The sequence below is a fragment of the Halodesulfovibrio sp. genome (genome assembly GCF_015482765.1).
Lineage (GTDB): Bacteria > Desulfobacterota > Desulfovibrionia > Desulfovibrionales > Desulfovibrionaceae > Halodesulfovibrio.
In genome coordinates this window covers 32,512-52,329 of sequence record NZ_JADMLB010000043.1, presented here as the reverse complement: position 1 = coordinate 52,329, position 19,818 = coordinate 32,512, and the positions used below count along the sequence as shown (strand labels likewise).

Below are 19,818 nucleotides of genomic sequence, written 5' to 3'. Positions count from 1 at the left end.
ATGTATCAGGATAAAGAATTACAAGAATATCGTGACCTGCTCCAGCCACCAACCGAATTTGAACAAGGGTTTGACTGGAAAACCATCATCGGTGCCATTTTTATCGGCTTTCTCATGATGCCGGGCAGTATGTACCTGCAGCTTGTCATTGGGCAAGGCATTGGTCCTGCTGCGCGCTGGGTAACCATCATTCTTTTCGCAGAAGTTGCAAAACGTTCATATACCGAACTGAAACAACAAGAAGTTTTCCTACTATTTTACATGGCAGGTGCGGCATTAGCTTCGCCGTTCTCCGGTCTATTATGGAACCAGTATCTAGTACAATCTGATGCCGCAAAAATGCTTGGTCTTACGGAATTTATCCCGACTTGGATAGCACCGCAGCCCGGCTCTGAGGCTTTGGCTGACAGAACTTTTTTCCATCAGGATTGGTTGATCCCTATCCTTCTTCTTGTAGGTGCACAGATTGTACAAAGGATAGACCACTTCGGGTTGGGATACGCCCTGTACAGACTTACGTCTGATGTTGAGAAGCTCCCGTTCCCTATGGCTCCCGTAGGGGCATTGGGAACAATGGCGCTTGCTGAATCTACCGAAGACAAAAAGTCCGGTTGGAAATGGAGAGTATTTTCTATCGGCGGCGTAATAGGTCTTGCTTTCGGCTTCTTCTATATTTTACTTCCTGCTCTTTCCGGTCTTCTTTTTGAAGAACCCATACGCCTTATCCCTATTCCCTGGATTGAACTGACACGGCACACAGAATCTATTCTTCCAGCAGTTGCCACAGGACTTCAGTTTGATTTAACGCTGGTCTTTGTGGGCATGGTGCTCCCGTTCTGGGCAGTTATCGGAGGCCTTATCGGTCTGTTAGTCACTATTGCAGCAAACCCGATTCTTTTTGATGCCGGCATCCTCCATCGCTGGAAGCCGGGCATGGAAACAGTTGAAACAGTTTTTGCCAACAACTTTGATTTCTATATGTCTTTCGGCATCGGGCTTGGGCTTGCCATTGCCATTATCGGTATCTGGCAGGTTATCCGGTCATTCCGTACTCAAAGCGGCGGGTTGGATTTTTCCAAACTCTTTAATCCGCCAGCAGGACGCGGTGATATCAACTTCTGGCTTTCTATCGGAATCTACTTTTTCTCAACCTTTGCCTATACACTTATCTGCCGCTGGTTAGTGCCTAGTTTTCCGTGGGTATTCTTCCTGATCTACGGTTTTATCTACACACCGATTGTTTCTTACATCAGCGCACGAATGGAAGGCATAGTAGGACAATTCGTGTCACTCCCGTTCGTCCGCGAAGCCAGTTTCATAGCTGGTGCCAAGTACTTCGGCTACAGCGGTATTGAAATATGGTATGCTCCGATTCCATTACACAACTACGGTGAAGCAACCGTTCAGTTCCGCGAAATTGAACTTACGGGAACAAACCTTCGCGGTATTATTAAAGCAGAGTTTGTTGTTTTCCCAATTGTTATTATCGCCTCGCTTCTCTTCTCCCAGTTCCTATGGAAGCTGGCACCTATTCCATCGGCCAGCTATCCTTACGCCCAAAAAATATGGCATCTTCAAGCTCTGAACTCACTTCTTCTCCAGTCTTCTACGCTTGAAGGAAACTCGCTCTTCTATCAAGCATTGAGTTTCTCCTATGTCACGTCCGGTATCGGGTTAGGGCTTATTATGTATGCATTCCTGTCAGTCTTCGGTCTTCCCGTCATGCTTATCTATGGTGTTGTCCGCGGACTGGGGCAGTCGACGCCACATGGGATTATTCTGGAAGTATTGGGTGCTCTGTTAGGGCGCTACTTCTTCCTTAAAAAATATGGCAAAGAATGGCGACACTATGCACCGGTACTGCTGGCTGGTTTTTCCTGTGGAATGGGGCTTACAGGCATGCTCGCCATGGGTTGCACACTTATTCTTAAATCTCTGAGTCAACTTGCCTACTGACGACTACACACAGCATCTATTAAAAAAAACATGACCGCTCTGGAAACAGCCGTTTCCGGAGCGGTTTTCATTGTTCTGCCTCATTGACAGAAGGCATTCTCAACTTACTATACAGTAGTATCAGCAGTACTGTACTTCACCTTCACAAACCGCGTTCAGCACATAGTGCTTCCTTCACAGAACGGCATTCATCCTGTAAATAGAAGTGCTGCAACAATGCCGGAAGAACGTTACGTATTCTTTCATCATTTCAATACATAACGTTAATAACGCACTTGCTTTCAATAAACATTGTTCATTCTAGTTATTTCAAGTTCATTTCTGTCACCACGGGTTATGCCTTGCTTTGTGCATAATCTCACTTGTGTAACACTATGAGCAGGAAATAAAAGCGTTGTCCTCACTCGTAGTCACGATACAGTACGGACTTCTGAATGTTCGGATATAAATACTCCTGAGGAGATAGCATGGAATTCAATCTGGAATTAGAAACCAAAAGACTTGAACGTAAACTGACACAAATTGCTGAAAAAGGTTTTCTGCCTCAAGCTCTTTTACAAATCGTAAGCAACACTGCAGTGTTACAGCTTGCAAGCCGCGCCAATGTTTCCGTACAACCATTACGCCCTCAGGTTACACCGGACATGCATCTTCAAGGCGCGCCACTTGTAAACCGTGCAGCGTTTACGTATGACCCTAAAGAAACAGCTATTCTCTTTGGAAAAATGCTTGCTATGTTGGATAAAGCAGAAGAACCGCTGGCATCTTCTGCCGCAAAAATCCGCGAAGCTATTGAAAAACAGGAGTTAAGCATTCAGGAAGCATGTGAAGCCTTCATTGCTGAAGATAACATGTTTTACGCTGACTGGGCTGCCCGTATCCCTGAATCACCGAGCCTTGTACGTTTTCTGGCTCAAGGCAGCCTTACCCCGTCACTTCAGGTACAATCTGAACAGTTAAAAGAGCATAGAAACGATGACGAGCCATGGGCATTCGGACACTGTCCTCACTGTGGTTCTCAGCCGCTTGTTGCTACTTTAAAAGAAAAAGAGGGCCTCAAATTTCTTACCTGTTCATTCTGCCGTCTCGAGTACCGAGCAAAACGTCTTCAATGTGCTTTCTGTGGAGAAGAGCACCATGAAAAACTGGAGTACTTCAAGGCTGACGGCGAACCGGGGTACGAAGTTCATGTTTGTAAGACATGCTCTTGCTACATGAAAGTCAGCGATTTCCGCGAATTTGACCGGGTGAGCATACCTGTCCTCGATGATCTTGAATCTCTTACTCTCGACATTCTCGCACGTAAGCAAGGATACGCTCGCCCTACACTCTCAGCATGGGGGTTCTAATGCCAAAAAATGAAACTCGTTGTAACTGTGAGCCAAGACCTATTACGGTAACACAGTATAAAGACGGCCAATGGGCTGTTCATCCAGATGTTGTAAGCATTGAAGTGCCTATTAAACTGAACTTTAACGGTGAATCGCATATGCTTTGGGCATGGCCGGAACACCTTGAAGATCTGGTTGCTGGACATGCTTTGCTCGACCTTGGCGGTGGCAGCGTAAAAACAACGGTAGAAAAAATCAGCGATGATGAATTTACAGTGACTACTGGTGACGAGATCGAAAACGATCTTGAACCGGGAAAGCTGCATGGTTCTGAAATGCTGAGCGCAATGGCGAAATTTATCGATGAAGAAGGCCAGTGGCATGGAACAGGATGTTTCCATCGTGCTGGTGTTTACGATGCTCAAACGCATACTATGCTTCACCGTACTGAAGATATCGGGCGACACAACTGTGTAGACAGACTCGCAGGCTGGGCAAGCCGAACCGGCACACCGCTTTCCGGTCTGGTGCTTATGGTTTCTGCCCGCGTGACAGCCAGTCTTTGTGCAAAAGCCATTCGTGCCGGATACAAGTTTATTATCAGCCGTTCAGCTGTAACGAGTGCTTCTATTGCAATGGCAGAAGAACACGGCGTTACACTTGTCGGCTTTGCTCGAGATCAGGAAAAACGCTTTACCGTTTTCCACGACTTACAGGCACCGAGGGTTCTTACCTAATGCATAACAACGGTTCTGATATTCTCACCGGAATCGTTCTTGCTGGCGGTTTAAGTTCCCGCATGGGACATGATAAGACCCGAATCCATGTGCACGGCGATTCCGAGCCAGATCTGCTTGTTTACACATGCAAACTGCTTGAAACTGTCTGCCCTGAAGTCTGGATTTCCAGCAGGGATGTGAAGCCGCATGCAGACGGGTACTTGTGGGTAAAAGATGAAATTGAAGGCAAAGGGCCTATAGGAGGTGTAATGACCTCCTTGCGCGCAGCGCAGGGCCCTGTGCTTGTCCTTTCCTGTGACCTGCCCTTTATGAATGCAAGCATGTTAGAAAAGCTCATTGCATTCTGGAAGCAGAAGCCCGAAGGTACGTTGCATACAACGTATATACAGGAAGAGACCGGTTTTATTGAAGCTCTTGTTTCTATTTATGAATTCAAAGCGCTGCCCCTTTTTGAACAGGCTGTTGATGACGGGATGTACAAGCTGAGCCGCGTTGTTCCTAAAGAGCAACAACACTGTCTGCCGTATGTCCAGCAAGATTCACTGCCGTTCTTTAACGTCAACTATCCCGCAGACCTCGAAATGGCCCGCCGGATCATAGCTGCGATATGACACATACAACAATAAGTGCTCACACAAATCCTTCCGTGGCTCTTACAGACAACCACGGACGGACAGTCAATTATCTGCGAGTTTCCATTACAGACCGTTGCAACTTACGCTGCATGTATTGCTGGTCTGCTGACGGGATGAAATTTATCCCTCACGACAACATTATTACATATGAAGAGATTGCAAGACTTGTCGATCTCTCCGTTGACATGGGTGTAAGTAAAGTCCGCCTCACAGGAGGGGAGCCCTTTGCCCGACGTAATTTCCTCGATTTAGTAGATATGCTGCTCAAAAGGCATCCGGATCTTGATTTACGCCTCACAACAAATGCTACTCTCATGAATGGCAAAGCACAGGCACTTGCAGATCTCGGCGTCCGCCACATCAACATATCTCTGGACACCTTTGACCGCAAAAAATTCCAAAGCATTACAGGTCGCGACATGCTCCGCAACGTGACCCGTTCTATTGATGAATGCCTTGCTCATGGATTAAAAGTTAAAATTAACACTGTCGCTCTGAAAGGAGTGAACGATGACGAACTTCCCGTCTTCGTAAACTTTGCCAAACATAATCCGGTAGATGTGCGATTTATCGAATTTATGCCTATGGGAAGTTGCAGTGCATGGAATGAAAGCAATTTCTGGGCTGCTGCCGACATTTTACGTCAGGCTGAAAAATATGCTGTTCTCACAAAACTTGAAAAAGGAGAACGCCGCTCCGGCCCTGCAAAGCTCTTTGGCATTAAAGGTGGAAAAGGTAGACTCGGATTTATCACTCCAATGTCCAACCACTTCTGTTCCACCTGCAACCGGCTTCGCATTACAGCGAACGGTATGCTTCGTACGTGCCTGTTCTCCGACAGTGAAATAGATTTACGCACAATGCTTCGTAACCCGTCTATAACCGATGCAGATATTGCAAATGTTATGCGTGAAGCAAACGTAAACAAACCTCTTGGCGTTGAACTGTTGCAGGCTAAAAAACAAAATGAGGTAGCCCTCAAGCGCATGAATGCCATCGGCGGTTAGGTGATGACTGCATCAAACAAACAGAAAAAGCGACCCCCAAAAGGGTCGCTTTTTTTAATGACGTCATTCTCAGCTAGTACGGAAGTACTCTGGCTCGTCCGTTAGGTGAAGTCACCACTCGGACTCGCTGACCGACACTGTAGTTCGAACCTTCAGCGGCCTGTACGATAGATACAGAGCGTCCGGAATCCAATCTTACAGTAATCTGTACTCCGTTTGTTTTCTGGAATTCATCTTCTGCATATGCACCGGCAGCAGCACCAAGAATTGCACCGCCGACTGCACCAACAACTGCTCCGGAACCACCGCCAATTTGACTACCGAGTACACCACCGGCGACACCGCCGCCGACCAGACCAACGCCTGTATTGTCATCTTTAATAGTCACCGCATTCATGCGGGTGATTGTTCCGTAGCTGATGCTATCAGCCTGCATTGCTTGATCGCCGGAGTACACATTAGGATTATATCTATTTGTACAACCGACAAGCGCTACTAACGCAAGCAACAGCAGAACAAGCTGATACCGTTTTATTGTTGACCGGGTCATGTCTCACCTCCTGATAGTTAGGTACCTTGTAAAAAAATACAAAAAAGTCACCTGTCCGGACACGATTTTTTTGCCCGCAGCCCCGTTTCATGCGGAGTTACAGCCAATCTCGTGTTCTAACTATCAAAGATTATGAAACATCTCTTACAGATCTATATCCTGTATTTTATCTACAAATGCAGCAAATCTGGTTACACCCATAATTTCAAAAACATTCCGGAAGTTTTCAGACAGTCCGGAAATAACTACTTTGCCGCCATCGTTATAGAAGGTTCGGATAGAATCTGTAAGCAAGGCAATAGCGGCACCGTTAATGGATGTATTTTCAGCAAAATCCAAAACAATACGCTGTGCTTTCCCTGCCCCTTTGAAGGCATGCTTTATTTCAGCCTCATCCGCAGTGCCTAATGTACCCCGCACTGTGATGACCATTGTGTCACTTGTAAACCGTGTGGACAGAGTTACAAATTTTTCTGTGTTAAGTTTAATACGCTCTTCCACACGTTCAAGCGCTTTTTCTAAAATTTCAAGACGAAGCGGTTTATTGATAAAGTCAGTAGCATCAAGGTTAAGCGCTTGGATAGCAACATCCATATCGCCATGTCCTGTAATAACTACCACTTCAACATTAGGTTCTTCTTCTTTAAGACGACCGAGTACTTCAATGCCATCCATGCCCGGCATTTTAATATCGGTTAACACCAGTGGCGGACGATGCTCTGCAAAAACTTCAAGCCCGCGTTCACCGGAGTCAGCCAAAAGGACTTCATGTCCCAGCGTACTTAATAACAATTCAAACATTGTTAGTGTAGGCTGCTCGTCATCAATAACTAAAATCTTCATACAAATTACCTTTCCCTAATTGGCTGCTAGAGCCACCTCTTGACGCGGGAAACGAACGGTAAAGCATGTACCGTCTCCTACTGCGCTTTGAATACTGAGTTCTCCTCCATACTCACGCACAATGCCGTAGGATATTGCAAGGCCTAGTCCCATTCCTTGCCCTGTGGCTTTTGTTGTAAAGAACGGTTCAAATACCTTCTCTGCCACATGGTCTGGAATACCTGTTCCATTATCTTCTACCGAAACAGATACTCCTTCGTCGTCATATTCTGTGCGAATCAGGATGCGGCCTCTCACCTCCGATCCCTTTTCATTTCTCTCTACAATAGCGTCACGTGCATTAATCACCAGATTAAGCAGTACCTGCTGCAACTTGTTGTGCTGTGCAGTGATATACGGCAATGCCGGATCAAGCTCCGTAACGATGTGGACATCTTCAATAAGGAATTGCCTGCTGAGTAACGACACAACAGACCCTACCGGTTCATTCAGATTAACGTCTTCAAGCAACAAATCTGCCTTACGTCCGAACGACCTGAGTGTATTGATAATATCCGAAGCCCTGTCCACTTGGGTGCTGATTTCTGTAACCACCTGAGCATACTGTTCCTGAGGAATTTCAATTCCCTGTTCATGCACCATGGTCAGAAAATCACTGCCCATCCGGATAGCATTTAACGGCTGATTCAGCTCGTGTGCAACACCGGTGGACATCTCACCAAGAGACTTCATTTTTGATGCCTGAATAAGCTGGGCATCTTTTTCTACAAGATCGGTAACATCAGTTGTAGCAACAATGATTGCCGGACGGGTGCGATAGCTAATGAGGCACGCTGTCACGTTCACATACATAGGAATATTTCCTTTGCGTAAATGGACAATACGCGCAGATTTCATAGCCTCTGCACACAGCACGTCGTTATTAAAGTACTCAAAACATTCCTTGGCATGTTCTTCGCCAAGTACGGAATAGCGCATGCCTACAAGTTCATCACGCGTGTACCCGTAAACCTCTTCTGTTCGCGGGTTGGCATCCACAAGCTTTTGTGTATGCACATCCACAACAAAAATAGGGTCAGGCCCGCTGCGGAACAAAGAACGATATGTACTTTCAGATTCCTGCAATCTACGACGATACAAGCGGATAGACCACACCATATTGCGGAAGGAAGTGGTCAGCTGCTGTACTTCATCACCGTCACTCGGTTCATGATAGAACGCACATTTCTTACACCGATGAGGTCTTGCTCCCTTATTGGTTCCCCGCTGTTCATCAAAATGCCAGCAAGGCAAATCCGTATCGTGGAAGGCAGGACACTCTATATGTTCCTCTGTATCTACAAGATCAGAGGAACTGAAATTACCCCGTGACAAATCATCAGATATCTTTGTCAGCGTCATAACCGGATCTGCAATATACTTTGCAAGCCTATGGCTGACCCAGAACGTGATAATGATAACTGCGGAGATAAAGCCCAAGAACATGGCGCGCAATTTTCCGACGAGGTTATCAATGTGCGCTTTCGATAACCCCACATGAACCGTACCTATCTGGTAAATACCCTCTTTGATGGGTACTGCAATATCATACGCTTCATGCTCTCCAAGTGGCACCACTTCCACACTCTTCTCTACCTTTTCGGTAACGGAGTTAACTCCCTTTAACCTTTCAGGAAAAGGGGTAGTAAACGTGTGGCTGAGTATTTTTCCATCTTTTCCTGTAACGTATATATACGCCACAAGATTACGACGCTCGTTCAACTGTTTTTCGTCGAAGAGCACATTCAACAAATGATCTGTATCATTCTCTAAAATATATTCTGTCCCGCGCGTTGCAACACTGTGCGCAATGGCAGTGCCCCGCATTTCAAGTTCCTGAGTCAAACCGGAAATAAGAATCCAACGGGCAAGTAACGCAATTGTCCCGCTGATGAGCAGAATAACTATCAGGATAGAAAAGAAAAATTTATTCTTCAGACTGAGCTGCGCAAATTTAGAGCGAATCATTGCTTAACAGGCTCCTCAATTTTGACCAAAGCACTACGCTTTAACTGTAGGTCAGTATCGTCAATCAATTTAAATTCGCCATCGTCCAACACGGTATAATACACCATATCCAGCCCTTGATGATCCTTGGAAGTAAACGCAATCGAAGCATCTCCTCCAAGCGGGAACACATCCATAGACTCAAGTGCATCCATAAAACTCTCTCTAGTTAAATTACGGCCGGCTCTGCGCAGACCTTCAACTAGAATGCGGGCATTTAAATACCCTTCAAGCCCAACCGCATTGGGAACATCTTCCGGATAATACTCACGAAGGTGACGCACATAATCTTCGGCAATCCCCATCAGCTCGTGCACTCTGGGAGCAGCTGGAGGGGGTACTACCTGTGATACAAAGACATCTCCCTTTATGTTGTCCGGCAAACGTCTGGCAAGCTCTTCCGCACCAACAAAAGATAAATTAAAAAAAGCTGCATCAAGCCCGAGGGCGTCAGCTTGTTTAATAAACTCAGCACATGGCTCGTACGTACCGACAAGGACAACGGCATCCGGCTGTGCACCGACAACTCGCTGCAACGCTTCATCGATATCGACTCCGCCCCGAACATATGAGCCTCGCGCAACGGGCGCAAGTCCTACTTCACGCAAAGCAAGCTCTGTTCCCATAAGTCCGTCAAATCCATACGCATCGTATTGGTAAAAAACTGCAATTCTTTTATATTTCAGATTGGAAACCAGTAAATTTACCGCTGCTTTGGTTTCCTGATAGTAGGATGCCCGAATATTAAACACATACCGATTGAAAGGCTCACGCAGAGCATTTGCTCCGGTAAAAGCTCCGACTAATGGAATTTGGGCATCCTCGATGAGAGGTAAGACACGGACTGTAGTAGGAGTTCCCACAAATCCGAACAATGCGAAAATATTACCACTGCTGACCAGCTGGTGGGTGTTCGCAAGACATCTGGTAGGATCGTACCCGTCGTCAATAGCTTCCAGTGCTATCAGTCGTCCATGTACGCCACCAAGCGCGTTTACATTTCGTAAATAACTTAACGCACCACGCAAGGTTTGAACTCCAAGGTAGCTTGCATGCCCCTCCAAAGCGAGCGAGGAGCCAAGAGTGATCTCTGTGGAAGAAACACCGGGCACCACCTCCTGCTGTGCCGCACTTCTCTCTTCCGGTTCACATCCTAACAGTACAAAACAAAGCACTGCCCAAGCCACAAACTTGAATGCTTCACGCATACACTCTCCCTGAAAAAGCAGAAAAAAACAGTGGGTACTCTTCTTAAAAGATGTATACTCTCAGGTAGTTATTCGCAAGTTCTTTGTAAGTAAATGCTGTGTCTTACATACATCCTAGGCTGATATATACAGCATTTTGCGAATTTTATAACGCATTAATCTTTCCCCGCCTTGATTGTGCAACCAACTAAAAAGAATGTAGTTCTTGCGCTAGTGTCATTTTAGCAGTAATTAAGCTGTATGCAAGAAACAGCAGTTTTTGACATCTCAATGCTTGATTCTGAAGAAGCCGCATTAGAATACCTTCTTTCTTTTTGCTGGCCTTCTGGCGTTCGGTTTTGTCCAAGATGCGGACAACATAAACTTTACACGCTTTCAGGGGGTCGTTACCGCTGTGCGACTTGCAAATATACCTTTCAGGACTTCAGCGGACGCTGGATAAATAACGGCAGCCTTTCTCCGTCTACATGGCTTCATCTGGCACATATGTTTTTGCAGGAATACACTGTGCACGAACTGGCACAAGAAGTTAATCTTTCCTACAACGCTGCCTATAAAGCCGTAACCACTATCCGCTTTGCTCTGCTTGCCCATGCAACAGATGCCCGCCAATTACTCGGCCCTGAAACCGGTCTCGGAAAATATATTAAAGGTAAAAAACTTACAGGTGCACCACCAGCACGTGCTAAAGGTGCAATCCCTGTCTTTGGTATTATGGAACGCAATGGCTGGGTCTTCATTGACCTTGTCAGTGGCATTGAAGCTGAAACCGTTTTCCATTTTAACCATAGCTTCCACCTTACTCTCTTCCGCGCAGGTAACATTATATATACGGGAAAATACCGTCAGTATGATGCCCTTATTTTGTGCGGAGATGACTCCCTTCCTTATGAGTACATACGTAAATATGACCATGACTTCCCAATAAAAGAAGGCTCCTTCTGGGAATTCGGGCACTCACGTTTGAAGCGTTTCAAAGGTATTACGCCGCAACGCTTCCCGCTCTACCTCAAGGAACTTGAATTTCGCTACAACAACAAAGGAGGGGATATGCTCTCCCTTCTGTTGTCACAGTTATGCGATCTGGTTCCGGACTTTGATCCTTTCAAGAAGTAAGCAGCTAATACAAAAACATACATGTTAGATAGTTATGCAAAAACTAGTGCCGAACTGTGCGCATATGTAGTGCGAAACCGTGCGTAATTAAAAACGCACACCCCATAACCCTTCGTAATATAAGGAAATGCACCCCTTACCGAGTGCAGTAGACCTTCTAAGTTCTTTTCTTTTGAAGATTGTCACCGTTAGCCGCAAAATACATCCATCATAACGATTACTCGTGTCTCCAACACTGTGATCATTTTTGGAAGGGATTTTTGTTATGGAACGTACAACTCGTTCTCAACACAATGAAGCGGCTTTGCTTCCTTTTTCAGGACTCGGAATAGCGTTGTCCGGCGTAACCGCCAGGGCTGCGTGTTGCCACCTTATTCCGGTCCGTTATGAAAAAGTTCTCTGTTCACGCCACATGCTGCCAGACCTTCTCCTTGTCTGTAATGGATACGGCTCGGGTTTCAGTCTGCAAATAGCATTGGGTCGTGAAATACGAGGCCGATAGCAACGCTTCATTACTAGGAGGAACAATGACAGTCTCCCGTAGGCAATTCCTCAAGCTTTCTGCAGGTGCTGCCACCGCAACTGCATTTGGCGGACTCGGTATTTCTTTAAAGCCGACCGTTGCGAAAGCTGAGCTTCAAAAGCTTAAATGGGCCAAGCAGACAACTTCTGTCTGCTGTTACTGTGCTGTAGGTTGTGGTCTTATTGTACACACAGCCAAGGACGGAGCAGGACGCGCAATTAACGTAGAAGGTGATCCAGATCACCCTATCAACGAAGGCTCCCTGTGTGCAAAAGGCGCTTCCATCTGGCAGCTGGCCGAAAACGCTAACCGCCCTCAAACTCCACTCTATCGTGCTCCCAACAGCACAGAGTGGAAGCCGGTCTCATGGGACTGGGCGCTCACCGAAATCGCTAAACGCGTAAAAAAAACCCGCGATAAATCTTTCCAGCTCAAAAATGAGAAAGGGGAACAGGTTAACCGCACAGAAGCAATTGCTTCCGCAGGCTCAGCAGCTATGGATAACGAAGAATGCTGGGCATATCAGTCATTACTTAGATCTCTCGGCCTGGTGTACATTGAGCATCAGGCGCGTATCTGACACAGCGCAACTGTAGCGGCTCTGGCAGAGTCGTTTGGACGCGGTGCGATGACGAACCACTGGATCGACCTCAAGAACAGTGACTGTGTATTAATCATGGGCAGTAACGCTGCCGAAAACCACCCTATCTCATTTAAATGGGTTATGAAGGCGAAAGACAAGGGCGCAACACTCATCCACGTTGACCCTCGTTTCACCCGTACTTCCACCAAATGTGATGTATACGCACCAATTCGCTCCGGTGCGGACATTCCGTTCCTTGGCGGTCTCGTTAAGTACATCCTCGATAACAACAAGCACTTCCACGATTATGTGGTCAATTACACCAACGCTTCTTTTGTAGTCGGAAAAGACTACGAATTTGATGACGGTGTATTCTCCGGCTTTGACCCGAAAACCAATTCCTACGATAAGTCCAAATGGGCTTTCGAAATGGATGAAAAAGGCGTTCCGGTTCGAGACGAAACGTTGAAGAATCCGCGTTGTGTTTTCAACCTGCTCAAAAAGCATTTCGCACGATACGATGTTGACACCGTATCAACAGTAACAGGCACTCCGAAAGAAGACATCCTTAAGGTATACGAAACATACGCAGCTTCCGGCGCTCCGGATAAATCTGCAACCATCATGTACGCGATGGGTTGGACACAGCATACAGTAGGTGTTCAGAACATTCGTACAATGGCAATCGTACAGCTTCTGCTTGGTAACATCGGTGTTGCCGGCGGCGGTGTAAACGCTCTGCGTGGTGAATCCAACGTACAGGGTTCCACTGACCACTGTCTTCTCGTTCATATTCTGCCAGGATATCTCGGCACACCGAAATCCAAATGGGCAGACCTTGCAGCATACAATAAAAACTGTACCCCGCAGTCCGCAGATCCTATGTCCGCTAACTGGTGGGGCAACAAGCCTAAGTATGTTTCCAGCTTCGTAAAGGCCATGTATCCGGAAGCATCCCCTGAGAAAGGGTATGAAATGCTGCCGAAACTTGATGCCCACAAGCCGATGACAGAATATTACTGGCTCTCCATGTTTGAAAAAATGCATAAGGGGCAGTTTGATGGCTTCTTTGCATGGGGACAGAACCCTGCCTGCGGCGGTGCAAACGCAAATAAAAACCGCGAAGCTATGGCCGAACTGGACTGGCTTGTTAACGTAAACATCTTCGATAACGAAACAGCTTCCTTCTGGCGCGGCCCGAATATGAATCCGAAGGACATCAAAACAGAAGTATTCTTCCTGCCGTGTGCGGTTTCCATCGAAAAAGAAGGCTCTGTTACCAACTCCGGCCGCTGGATGCAGTGGCGTTATCAGGGACCGAAGCCATATGGCGAAACACTTCCGGACGGTGACATCATCCTTAAACTCACCGACCGCATCCAGCAGCTCTACAGAACTGAGGGCGGTTCCTACCCTGATCCTATCGTAGGACTCGAACTCAGTGACTGGCAGAACAGCCATGGCCATTTCGATCCTCACGGAATCGCCAAACTCATCAATGGCTACTTCCTGAAAGATACTGAAGTGAAAGGGAAGCAGTTTAAAAAAGGTCAGCAAGTGCCTAGCTTCGCGTACCTTAAAGATGACGGTTCCACTTGTTCCGGTAACTGGCTCTACTGTGGTTCCTACACAGATAAAGGCAACATGGCTGCACGTCGTGATAAAAAACAGAACGACGCACAGGCTAATATCGGGCTGTACCCTAACTGGGCATGGTGTTGGCCTGTAAACCGCCGTATTCTCTACAACAGAGCATCTGTTGACTTGACCGGTAAGCCGTACGCACCGAAAAAAGCTGTTATCAAATGGACAGGTGATACCACAAAGTGGCAGGGCGACGTACCTGACGGTGGTTGGAAACCTGGTACAAAGCATGCGTTCATTATGCGCAAGCACGGTTTTGGACAGATCTACGGTCCGGGACGCGCTGAAGGACCGTTCCCTGAGCACTACGAACCAATTGAATGTCCAATTGCGAAGAACCCGTTCTCATCACGACTGCACAACCCGACAGCGTACCAGATTGAAGGTGAAGAAAAAGCAGTTGCCAACCCGCGCTTCCCATACGTCGGTACAACATACCGTGTAACCGAACATTGGCAGACAGGTCTTATGACCCGTTATCAGGGTTGGTTGATTGAAACAGAACCTCAGTTGTTCTGTGAAATCAGTGAAGAACTGGCAAAGAAAGAAAATATTGCCAACGGCGAGACTGTTCATGTTTCAAGCCTGCGCGGTAAGCTCGAATGTGTTGCCATCGTGACAAAACGCATCAAGCCATACAAAGTGCATGGTCAGGATGTCCACCTTGTGGGTCTTCCTTGGCACTACGGCTGGGTGACACCGAAACACGGTGGTGATTCTGCAAACCTCCTCACTCCTTCTGTGGGCGACCCGAACACCGGTATTCCGGAAACAAAGGCGTTCATGGTTAACGTGAGCAAGATAAAGGGAGCGTAAGCCATGGCTAAAAAATTCCTCGTCGACCTTACCCGCTGCACGGCATGCCGTGGCTGTCAGGTAGCGTGCAAGCAATGGAAAAAGCTTCCGGCTGAAGCAACCGTCAACTGGGGCTCACACCAGAACCCCAAAGATTTAAGCTTCAATACTCTACGGCTTGTTCGTTTTGAAGAAATTGTTAACGACGGCAAAGTAGACTGGCTGTTTTTCCCAGAGCAGTGCCGTCACTGCTACGAGCCTCCTTGTCTGGGGCAGGCGGAACTTGATGACGAACGAGCTGTCATTCAAGACGAAGCCACCGGAGCAGTCATTTTCACTGAATACACAAAAAATGTTGATGCTGAAGGCGTCCGCGAAGCATGTCCATATGATATCCCTCGCAAAGACCCTGTAACAGGTCAGCTTTCCAAGTGTGACATGTGCATTGACCGCATTCAGAACGGCATGAAGCCAGCCTGCGTTCTTTCCTGCCCGACAGGTGCTATGTCCTTCGGAGAAGAAGAAGAGATTGATGCACTCGCACAGGAACGTCTCGCTGCTGCTCAAAAAAGATACCCAGAAGCTGTTCTGGGAGATCCAGAAGACGTTCGCGTCGTCTACCTCTTCCAACAGGATCCGACAAAATACTTTGAGAAAGCGATTGCCTCTGCATCACCGACAATGATGAACCGTAAACAAATGTTTGCCCGCTTGCTCGGCACAACAAAGGCATAAATAACCTTAACTCCGCATATAGAGGCGCGTGGCATCTGCTGCGTGCCTCTTTTCTTTTTATTATACAACCTTCATGCCGCACATTGAACAACACTTGCTTTTTCATAATTCAAAAGCGAAACTGTTTTTTTACACTACAATTTGAGGTCCCCACTATGAAAGCTGTCAGTATTGTCGGATACAAAAAGTCAGGAAAAACTACCCTCACACGTAAACTTGCAGATGCTCTTGAAGCACGCGGAAAAAGCGTTACCATTGCAAAATTTACACACTCTGGACTTTCAACACCGGACACCGACACAGGTAACTTCGCAAAAGAAAACCGTACGGTAATCGGACTCAGTGAAAAGGAATGCGCTATCCACTGGGGAGAAAAAAAGATGCTGCCGGACGTGCTGCCGCTAGCACAAGCCGATTACTTACTGATCGAAGGTGGAAAAACACTCAGCTGGCTGCCCCGCGTTATTCTTCTTCGCGCTCCTGAAGAACAAGAAGCGCTGGACAGAGGGCTGGCTATTGCATCATTCGGTGATCTTGGTGCGGCCGAGCTTCCAAACTACACCGACGCCACTCTGGAAGAACTTGTAGACTGTATTGAAGAAAAAGGATTCATGCTCCCTGCACTGGACTGTGGTGCATGCGGTGAAGAAACATGCGAAGTTATAGCCCAGAAAATTGTAGCAGGAAAAGCCACTATGAAAGCATGCAAGTCGGTCAACAATGCTTCCATGTCGATTACAGTAAATGGCTCCCCTGTTGGCCTTAACCCCTTCGTTGAAAACATAATACGTGGTTCAATTGAAGGAATGCTTGGCTCGTTAAAGGGCTATGCTCCCGGCAGTAAAGTTGAAATCAAAATTTCTTAATAAAAAAACCGACCAGCAATAATCGCTGGTCGGTTTTTATTTGTAATACTACAAAAGACAGTCCACTCTGTAACCAAAGCACAAAAGCTGAAACAAAAAGTAAACAGCTTGGCACAGCCTGCCTTTCTGTCATAGTAGACCGGATGCTCAAACGGCTGCGCTAAAAATCACTCACAGCATCATCGCGGGTTGTGTACATGCCAAACAATTGATCATACCCTGAAATTTCAAACACTTCCTGTATATAATCACGGGCACAACATACCGCAACCTTACCCCCATTAGGCTGTAATTGCTGATATGCCATGACAAGCACGCGCAGTCCTGCACTATTAATGTAATCAAGCTCTTCAAAATCAAAAAGAATACGGGAACTTCCGCCGCCTATAAGCTCTTCAACTTTTGTTTCAAGCTCTTTGGTATGGGAACCGTCAAGGCGGTTACTCATGGCAAGAACCGTGCAATTAGGTAGTTCAATGGTTGTTAATGCCATATCTGGCTCCTTTCTAATGAGTTTCCGGATCTATTTTAGTACAAATCAAAACATAATTTTTGCCGTTATACCGATAGTACGTGAAAGAATCCATGAGCTTACGTACTAAATGAACCCCCATGCCCCCTACAGGCTTTTTCCTTTCCCCTATCGGCTTATCAAATTCCGGCTCTTGAATTTTAGAAATATCAAATGCAATACCGCTATCTATAATCTTGGCATAAAAAACACCTCGATCAATGCAAACGACAACATCAACCTCTGGTTCCTGTGTATCCTCGAATGCATAATCGAAAATATTACTTATCAATTCATCAAGTGCAAGCGTAATTTTGAATACAACGGATGGCGCAATAGATCTCTTTTCAGCCATATCGTCTATTGCTGAAACGAGTTTGATGAATTCATCTCTTGTATGAATCACCAATCTATAGCATATGCGTCCGTTATTCATCCTTGTCCTTACCTTGAATAAAGAAATCAAGATTGCAGATTGTTACATCTTCACAACCCTTATTCGCTTTTCTATCTTTTTTAAGAACAACCAATGTTACATCATCGGCGTTAGGAACATTCTTCTGCCATCTCTCTACAGCGGAAAGTACATAATCCCGTATCTCTTCTGCTGACTTTGAAGCATGTTCACGAATTAAATCACGGACGCGATCTTTACCATACAGTTCACCGTATCCGCTTTTTCTTGCTTCCCATATGCCGTCCGTTCCCAGAAGGATAATGGCTCCTTGCTGGGTAAGTTCCACCTCACTCTCTTCATATTCAAAACGTTCAATCACACCAAGAGGAAGCCCCTTACCCCGCAGTTCTGTAAATTCATCCTGTTCTGGCAAATACACAATAGCAGGATCGTGCCCAGCCCGTACCCACCGAACAATGTCATTATCTGCCATAATTTCCAGATAAAACAAGGTCATAAACTGCCCTGTCCCATGAACATCCTGTGCCAACAAGTTACTTACCTGAGACACACGATGTGAAGGCCTGATTCTGGCACACTCTGTATGTACTCGCAGTAAAGCTCTAGCCGTAGTCATAAGCAAAGCAGAGGCAACGCCATGCCCCGAAACATCACCGACAACAACTGATAGAACAGGATCCCCATCACAGGCTGTCATATAGTAATCGTAGTAGTCCCCACCTGTTTGGTCGCAGTACCTGATAGCACCGGAAATCTGCCAACCGGGGAATTTGGGACTGCGCGCCGGAAGCAGGTTTTCCTGAATTTCATGTGCTACGTCTAATGCCTGTTGTGTTTCAAGCAGGTGTTCGAGTTGAGGACCAATCCGGTTAAACGTTTCCACAAGGGTATCACGTTCATCACCGGTTTTAAAATCAACACGCGCACCAAAGTTACCTTGAGCCAGTTCCCTGAATGCATCCACCATCAAATTCATCGGCTTGGATATTGTCTGGCTGGCATAAACGGCAAAAAGGAATGTCAAAAAGATAATTACAACCACAGCTATTTCTACTACTCGCTGCTGCGCTGAGCTTGCCCAATACAAATAAGCAAGAATCTTATTCGTAAGCTGCATTACATCTTCTTCCGGAACAACAGTAATGAAATAACTACTATCTTTAAACGGCGCCCACGCCACGAGGCAGGATTTCCCACCCCACGGCATAAGTAGGGTTCCAGAAGTTCCGGAAGCAATAGCATTCATAAATTTTGCTTTTGATTCATTATCGCTAAACTTAATCCACTCCTGCTTCGAACCGCCCATAACCCATGTATATTTTTCGTCATTCTTATCACGTCTGAATGCGTGCGCGATAACACGCAGCCCTGCACTGCCGGTTCGTTTGTCATCGGCTTCTTCTGCAAGAATTAATCGGGCATGGTTTGACCATGCTGCCGCCATACTACCGCCGGAAAGCCCCTGTTCCATTAAGATATCCAACCCAACAACACCGAGAATATTCTGCTGCTTATCAAACAGCGGTTTGGACACGGTAAATAAAAGTCTGCCGGTTGAAATATCCCGCAACGGTGCACGCCATACGATTTGCTTTTCTTCTACAGCAAGCCGGTACCAAAGGCGCTCTCGAGGGTCATATCCTTTAGGAATCCCTCCATGAGCCGGGTAATATGCTAACAGTCCGGAATTAGTTGCAATATACAGGTTATAAATAAATGAGCCGTATGATTTTTTCAATTCCTGAAACAAAGGAAACAGGCGCACTAATTTTTCAGCTTCAAGCTTTGCAACCGCAGGTTGAGTGGAATTATCAGAAACATAAAAGGCAATATTACCAAGGGAAATATACTTGCTTATGGTACTGTCATATTTGATCATATACTCACGAGTCGGAGCATAGAGCGGATCAACCACAAGATCTTTCGGATAAGGAATTTTAGGATTGATTTGATCGGTGTATAGCAACTTTGTTTTTTCAACAGGAGCCATACTTAGAAAATGCTCAGCAATCAGAGAAACCACATCTACAATAACACTTCGCATTCGCTCGCTGTTTTCCAGACTCATAGCAGAATTAACAGCAACATTTTCTATAGATCTACTGGCTTGTTTCACTAAGTCATTACGGGTGCTTTCATACAGATACTCTTTAATATCCGTTTCCAGCTGCTGCACCGTAATTAATGTCCCGCAGATAGGCAGCACGCTGAATAACACAAGCGTGAGAAACAATTTCCACCTAAGGGATAATCTGTGAATAAACGTCAGTTTTCTAAGTGCCATTAGGCATTGTACCGTACCTTGCTTCTT

General features: G+C 46.2%; 17 protein-coding genes. 10 read left to right on the top strand and 7 right to left on the bottom strand.

Going from position 1 to position 19,818, the window contains the following annotated elements; all coding sequences use genetic code 11:
- The 5 genes from QZY95_RS06730 (at position 1) to moaA (ending at position 5,669) form a co-directional block, all read left to right on the top strand.
- Positions 1-1,956 (top strand): peptide transporter, encoded by a 1,956-nt coding sequence (locus tag QZY95_RS06730; protein ID WP_290921001.1) that lies wholly within the window; start codon positions 1-3, stop codon positions 1,954-1,956.
- Between the two features lie 467 nt (positions 1,957-2,423).
- Entirely contained in the window at positions 2,424-3,305 is an 882-nt protein-coding gene (locus QZY95_RS06725; protein WP_290920999.1) for a formate dehydrogenase accessory protein FdhE, read from the top strand.
- Positions 3,305-4,024: a formate dehydrogenase accessory sulfurtransferase FdhD gene (locus QZY95_RS06720; protein WP_290920996.1), complete on the top strand. Its 720-nt coding sequence runs from the start codon at positions 3,305-3,307 to the stop codon at positions 4,022-4,024. Before QZY95_RS06725 ends, QZY95_RS06720 begins: the two co-directional genes overlap by 1 nt.
- Positions 4,024-4,638 carry a molybdenum cofactor guanylyltransferase gene (locus QZY95_RS06715; protein ID WP_290920993.1) on the top strand — a complete coding sequence of 205 codons (615 nt, stop codon included), beginning with the start codon at positions 4,024-4,026 and terminating at the stop codon, positions 4,636-4,638. Before QZY95_RS06720 ends, QZY95_RS06715 begins: the two co-directional genes overlap by 1 nt.
- Entirely contained in the window at positions 4,635-5,669 is a 1,035-nt protein-coding gene (gene moaA / locus QZY95_RS06710) for a GTP 3',8-cyclase MoaA (RefSeq protein WP_290920990.1), read from the top strand. The genes QZY95_RS06715 and moaA overlap by 4 nt, the downstream gene beginning before the upstream one ends.
- Positions 5,670-5,742: 73 nt before the next feature.
- On the opposite strand, the gene QZY95_RS06705 is transcribed toward moaA, so the two are convergent.
- The 4 genes from QZY95_RS06705 to QZY95_RS06690 all read right to left on the bottom strand — a co-directional run bounded on the left by QZY95_RS06705 (position 5,743) and on the right by QZY95_RS06690 (position 10,316).
- A complete protein-coding gene (locus tag QZY95_RS06705; protein ID WP_290920987.1) occupies positions 5,743-6,219 on the bottom strand; it encodes a glycine zipper 2TM domain-containing protein in 477 nt (158 codons plus the stop codon).
- A gap of 144 nt (positions 6,220-6,363) precedes the next feature.
- Positions 6,364-7,062: a response regulator gene (locus QZY95_RS06700; RefSeq protein ID WP_290920984.1), complete on the bottom strand. Its 699-nt coding sequence runs from the start codon at positions 7,060-7,062 to the stop codon at positions 6,364-6,366.
- Between the two features lie 15 nt (positions 7,063-7,077).
- Complete coding sequence (locus tag QZY95_RS06695; RefSeq protein ID WP_290920981.1) at positions 7,078-9,069, bottom strand: ATP-binding protein; 1,992 nt, start codon at positions 9,067-9,069, stop codon at positions 7,078-7,080.
- Positions 9,066-10,316 carry an ABC transporter substrate-binding protein gene (locus tag QZY95_RS06690; RefSeq protein ID WP_290920979.1) on the bottom strand — a complete coding sequence of 417 codons (1,251 nt, stop codon included), beginning with the start codon at positions 10,314-10,316 and terminating at the stop codon, positions 9,066-9,068. The genes QZY95_RS06695 and QZY95_RS06690 overlap by 4 nt, the downstream gene beginning before the upstream one ends.
- A 240-nt stretch (positions 10,317-10,556) precedes the next feature.
- Here QZY95_RS06690 and QZY95_RS06685 point away from each other — a divergent pair, with 240 nt between their 5' ends.
- The 5 genes from QZY95_RS06685 to QZY95_RS06665 all read left to right on the top strand — a co-directional run bounded on the left by QZY95_RS06685 (position 10,557) and on the right by QZY95_RS06665 (position 16,578).
- Entirely contained in the window at positions 10,557-11,432 is an 876-nt protein-coding gene (locus tag QZY95_RS06685) for an IS1595 family transposase (RefSeq protein ID WP_290920977.1), read from the top strand.
- Between the two features lie 265 nt (positions 11,433-11,697).
- Positions 11,698-11,934 (top strand): hypothetical protein, encoded by a 237-nt coding sequence (locus QZY95_RS06680; RefSeq protein ID WP_290920974.1) that lies wholly within the window; start codon positions 11,698-11,700, stop codon positions 11,932-11,934.
- A gap of 25 nt (positions 11,935-11,959) precedes the next feature.
- Complete coding sequence (gene fdnG / locus QZY95_RS06675) at positions 11,960-14,998, top strand: formate dehydrogenase-N subunit alpha (RefSeq protein ID WP_290920971.1); 3,039 nt, start codon at positions 11,960-11,962, stop codon at positions 14,996-14,998.
- 3 nt (positions 14,999-15,001) lie between these two features.
- Positions 15,002-15,712 (top strand): 4Fe-4S dicluster domain-containing protein, encoded by a 711-nt coding sequence (locus tag QZY95_RS06670; protein ID WP_290920969.1) that lies wholly within the window; start codon positions 15,002-15,004, stop codon positions 15,710-15,712.
- A gap of 155 nt (positions 15,713-15,867) precedes the next feature.
- Positions 15,868-16,578: a molybdopterin-guanine dinucleotide biosynthesis protein MobB gene (locus tag QZY95_RS06665; RefSeq protein ID WP_290920967.1), complete on the top strand. Its 711-nt coding sequence runs from the start codon at positions 15,868-15,870 to the stop codon at positions 16,576-16,578.
- Positions 16,579-16,738: 160 nt separating this feature from the next.
- On the opposite strand, the gene QZY95_RS06660 is transcribed toward QZY95_RS06665, so the two are convergent.
- From QZY95_RS06660 to QZY95_RS06650, 3 genes are read right to left on the bottom strand one after another with little or no spacing between them, the layout of a single operon-like run.
- Positions 16,739-17,071 (bottom strand): STAS domain-containing protein, encoded by a 333-nt coding sequence (locus QZY95_RS06660; protein ID WP_290920964.1) that lies wholly within the window; start codon positions 17,069-17,071, stop codon positions 16,739-16,741.
- 13 nt (positions 17,072-17,084) lie between these two features.
- On the bottom strand, positions 17,085-17,525 hold the full coding sequence (locus QZY95_RS06655) for an ATP-binding protein (RefSeq protein WP_290920961.1): 441 nt from the start codon (positions 17,523-17,525) through the stop codon (positions 17,085-17,087).
- Positions 17,518-19,740 carry a SpoIIE family protein phosphatase gene (locus tag QZY95_RS06650; protein ID WP_290920958.1) on the bottom strand — a complete coding sequence of 741 codons (2,223 nt, stop codon included), beginning with the start codon at positions 19,738-19,740 and terminating at the stop codon, positions 17,518-17,520. Before QZY95_RS06650 ends, QZY95_RS06655 begins: the two co-directional genes overlap by 8 nt.
- Between the last annotated feature and the right edge of the window lie 78 nt (positions 19,741-19,818).

Coding starts and splice junctions, on each gene's coding strand:
- QZY95_RS06660 (WP_290920964.1), bottom strand. CDS start 17,071: ATGGCATTAACAACCATTGAACTACCTAATTGCACGGTTCTTGCCATG.
- QZY95_RS06725 (WP_290920999.1), top strand. CDS start 2,424: ATGGAATTCAATCTGGAATTAGAAACCAAAAGACTTGAACGTAAACTG.
- QZY95_RS06720 (WP_290920996.1), top strand. CDS start 3,305: ATGCCAAAAAATGAAACTCGTTGTAACTGTGAGCCAAGACCTATTACG.
- QZY95_RS06705 (WP_290920987.1), bottom strand. CDS start 6,219: ATGACCCGGTCAACAATAAAACGGTATCAGCTTGTTCTGCTGTTGCTT.
- QZY95_RS06695 (WP_290920981.1), bottom strand. CDS start 9,069: ATGATTCGCTCTAAATTTGCGCAGCTCAGTCTGAAGAATAAATTTTTC.
- QZY95_RS06715 (WP_290920993.1), top strand. CDS start 4,024: ATGCATAACAACGGTTCTGATATTCTCACCGGAATCGTTCTTGCTGGC.
- QZY95_RS06655 (WP_290920961.1), bottom strand. CDS start 17,525: ATGAATAACGGACGCATATGCTATAGATTGGTGATTCATACAAGAGAT.
- QZY95_RS06730 (WP_290921001.1), top strand. CDS start 1: ATGTATCAGGATAAAGAATTACAAGAATATCGTGACCTGCTCCAGCCA.
- QZY95_RS06700 (WP_290920984.1), bottom strand. CDS start 7,062: ATGAAGATTTTAGTTATTGATGACGAGCAGCCTACACTAACAATGTTT.
- QZY95_RS06685 (WP_290920977.1), top strand. CDS start 10,557: ATGCAAGAAACAGCAGTTTTTGACATCTCAATGCTTGATTCTGAAGAA.
- QZY95_RS06665 (WP_290920967.1), top strand. CDS start 15,868: ATGAAAGCTGTCAGTATTGTCGGATACAAAAAGTCAGGAAAAACTACC.
- QZY95_RS06690 (WP_290920979.1), bottom strand. CDS start 10,316: ATGCGTGAAGCATTCAAGTTTGTGGCTTGGGCAGTGCTTTGTTTTGTA.
- QZY95_RS06680 (WP_290920974.1), top strand. CDS start 11,698: ATGGAACGTACAACTCGTTCTCAACACAATGAAGCGGCTTTGCTTCCT.
- QZY95_RS06670 (WP_290920969.1), top strand. CDS start 15,002: ATGGCTAAAAAATTCCTCGTCGACCTTACCCGCTGCACGGCATGCCGT.
- moaA (WP_290920990.1), top strand. CDS start 4,635: ATGACACATACAACAATAAGTGCTCACACAAATCCTTCCGTGGCTCTT.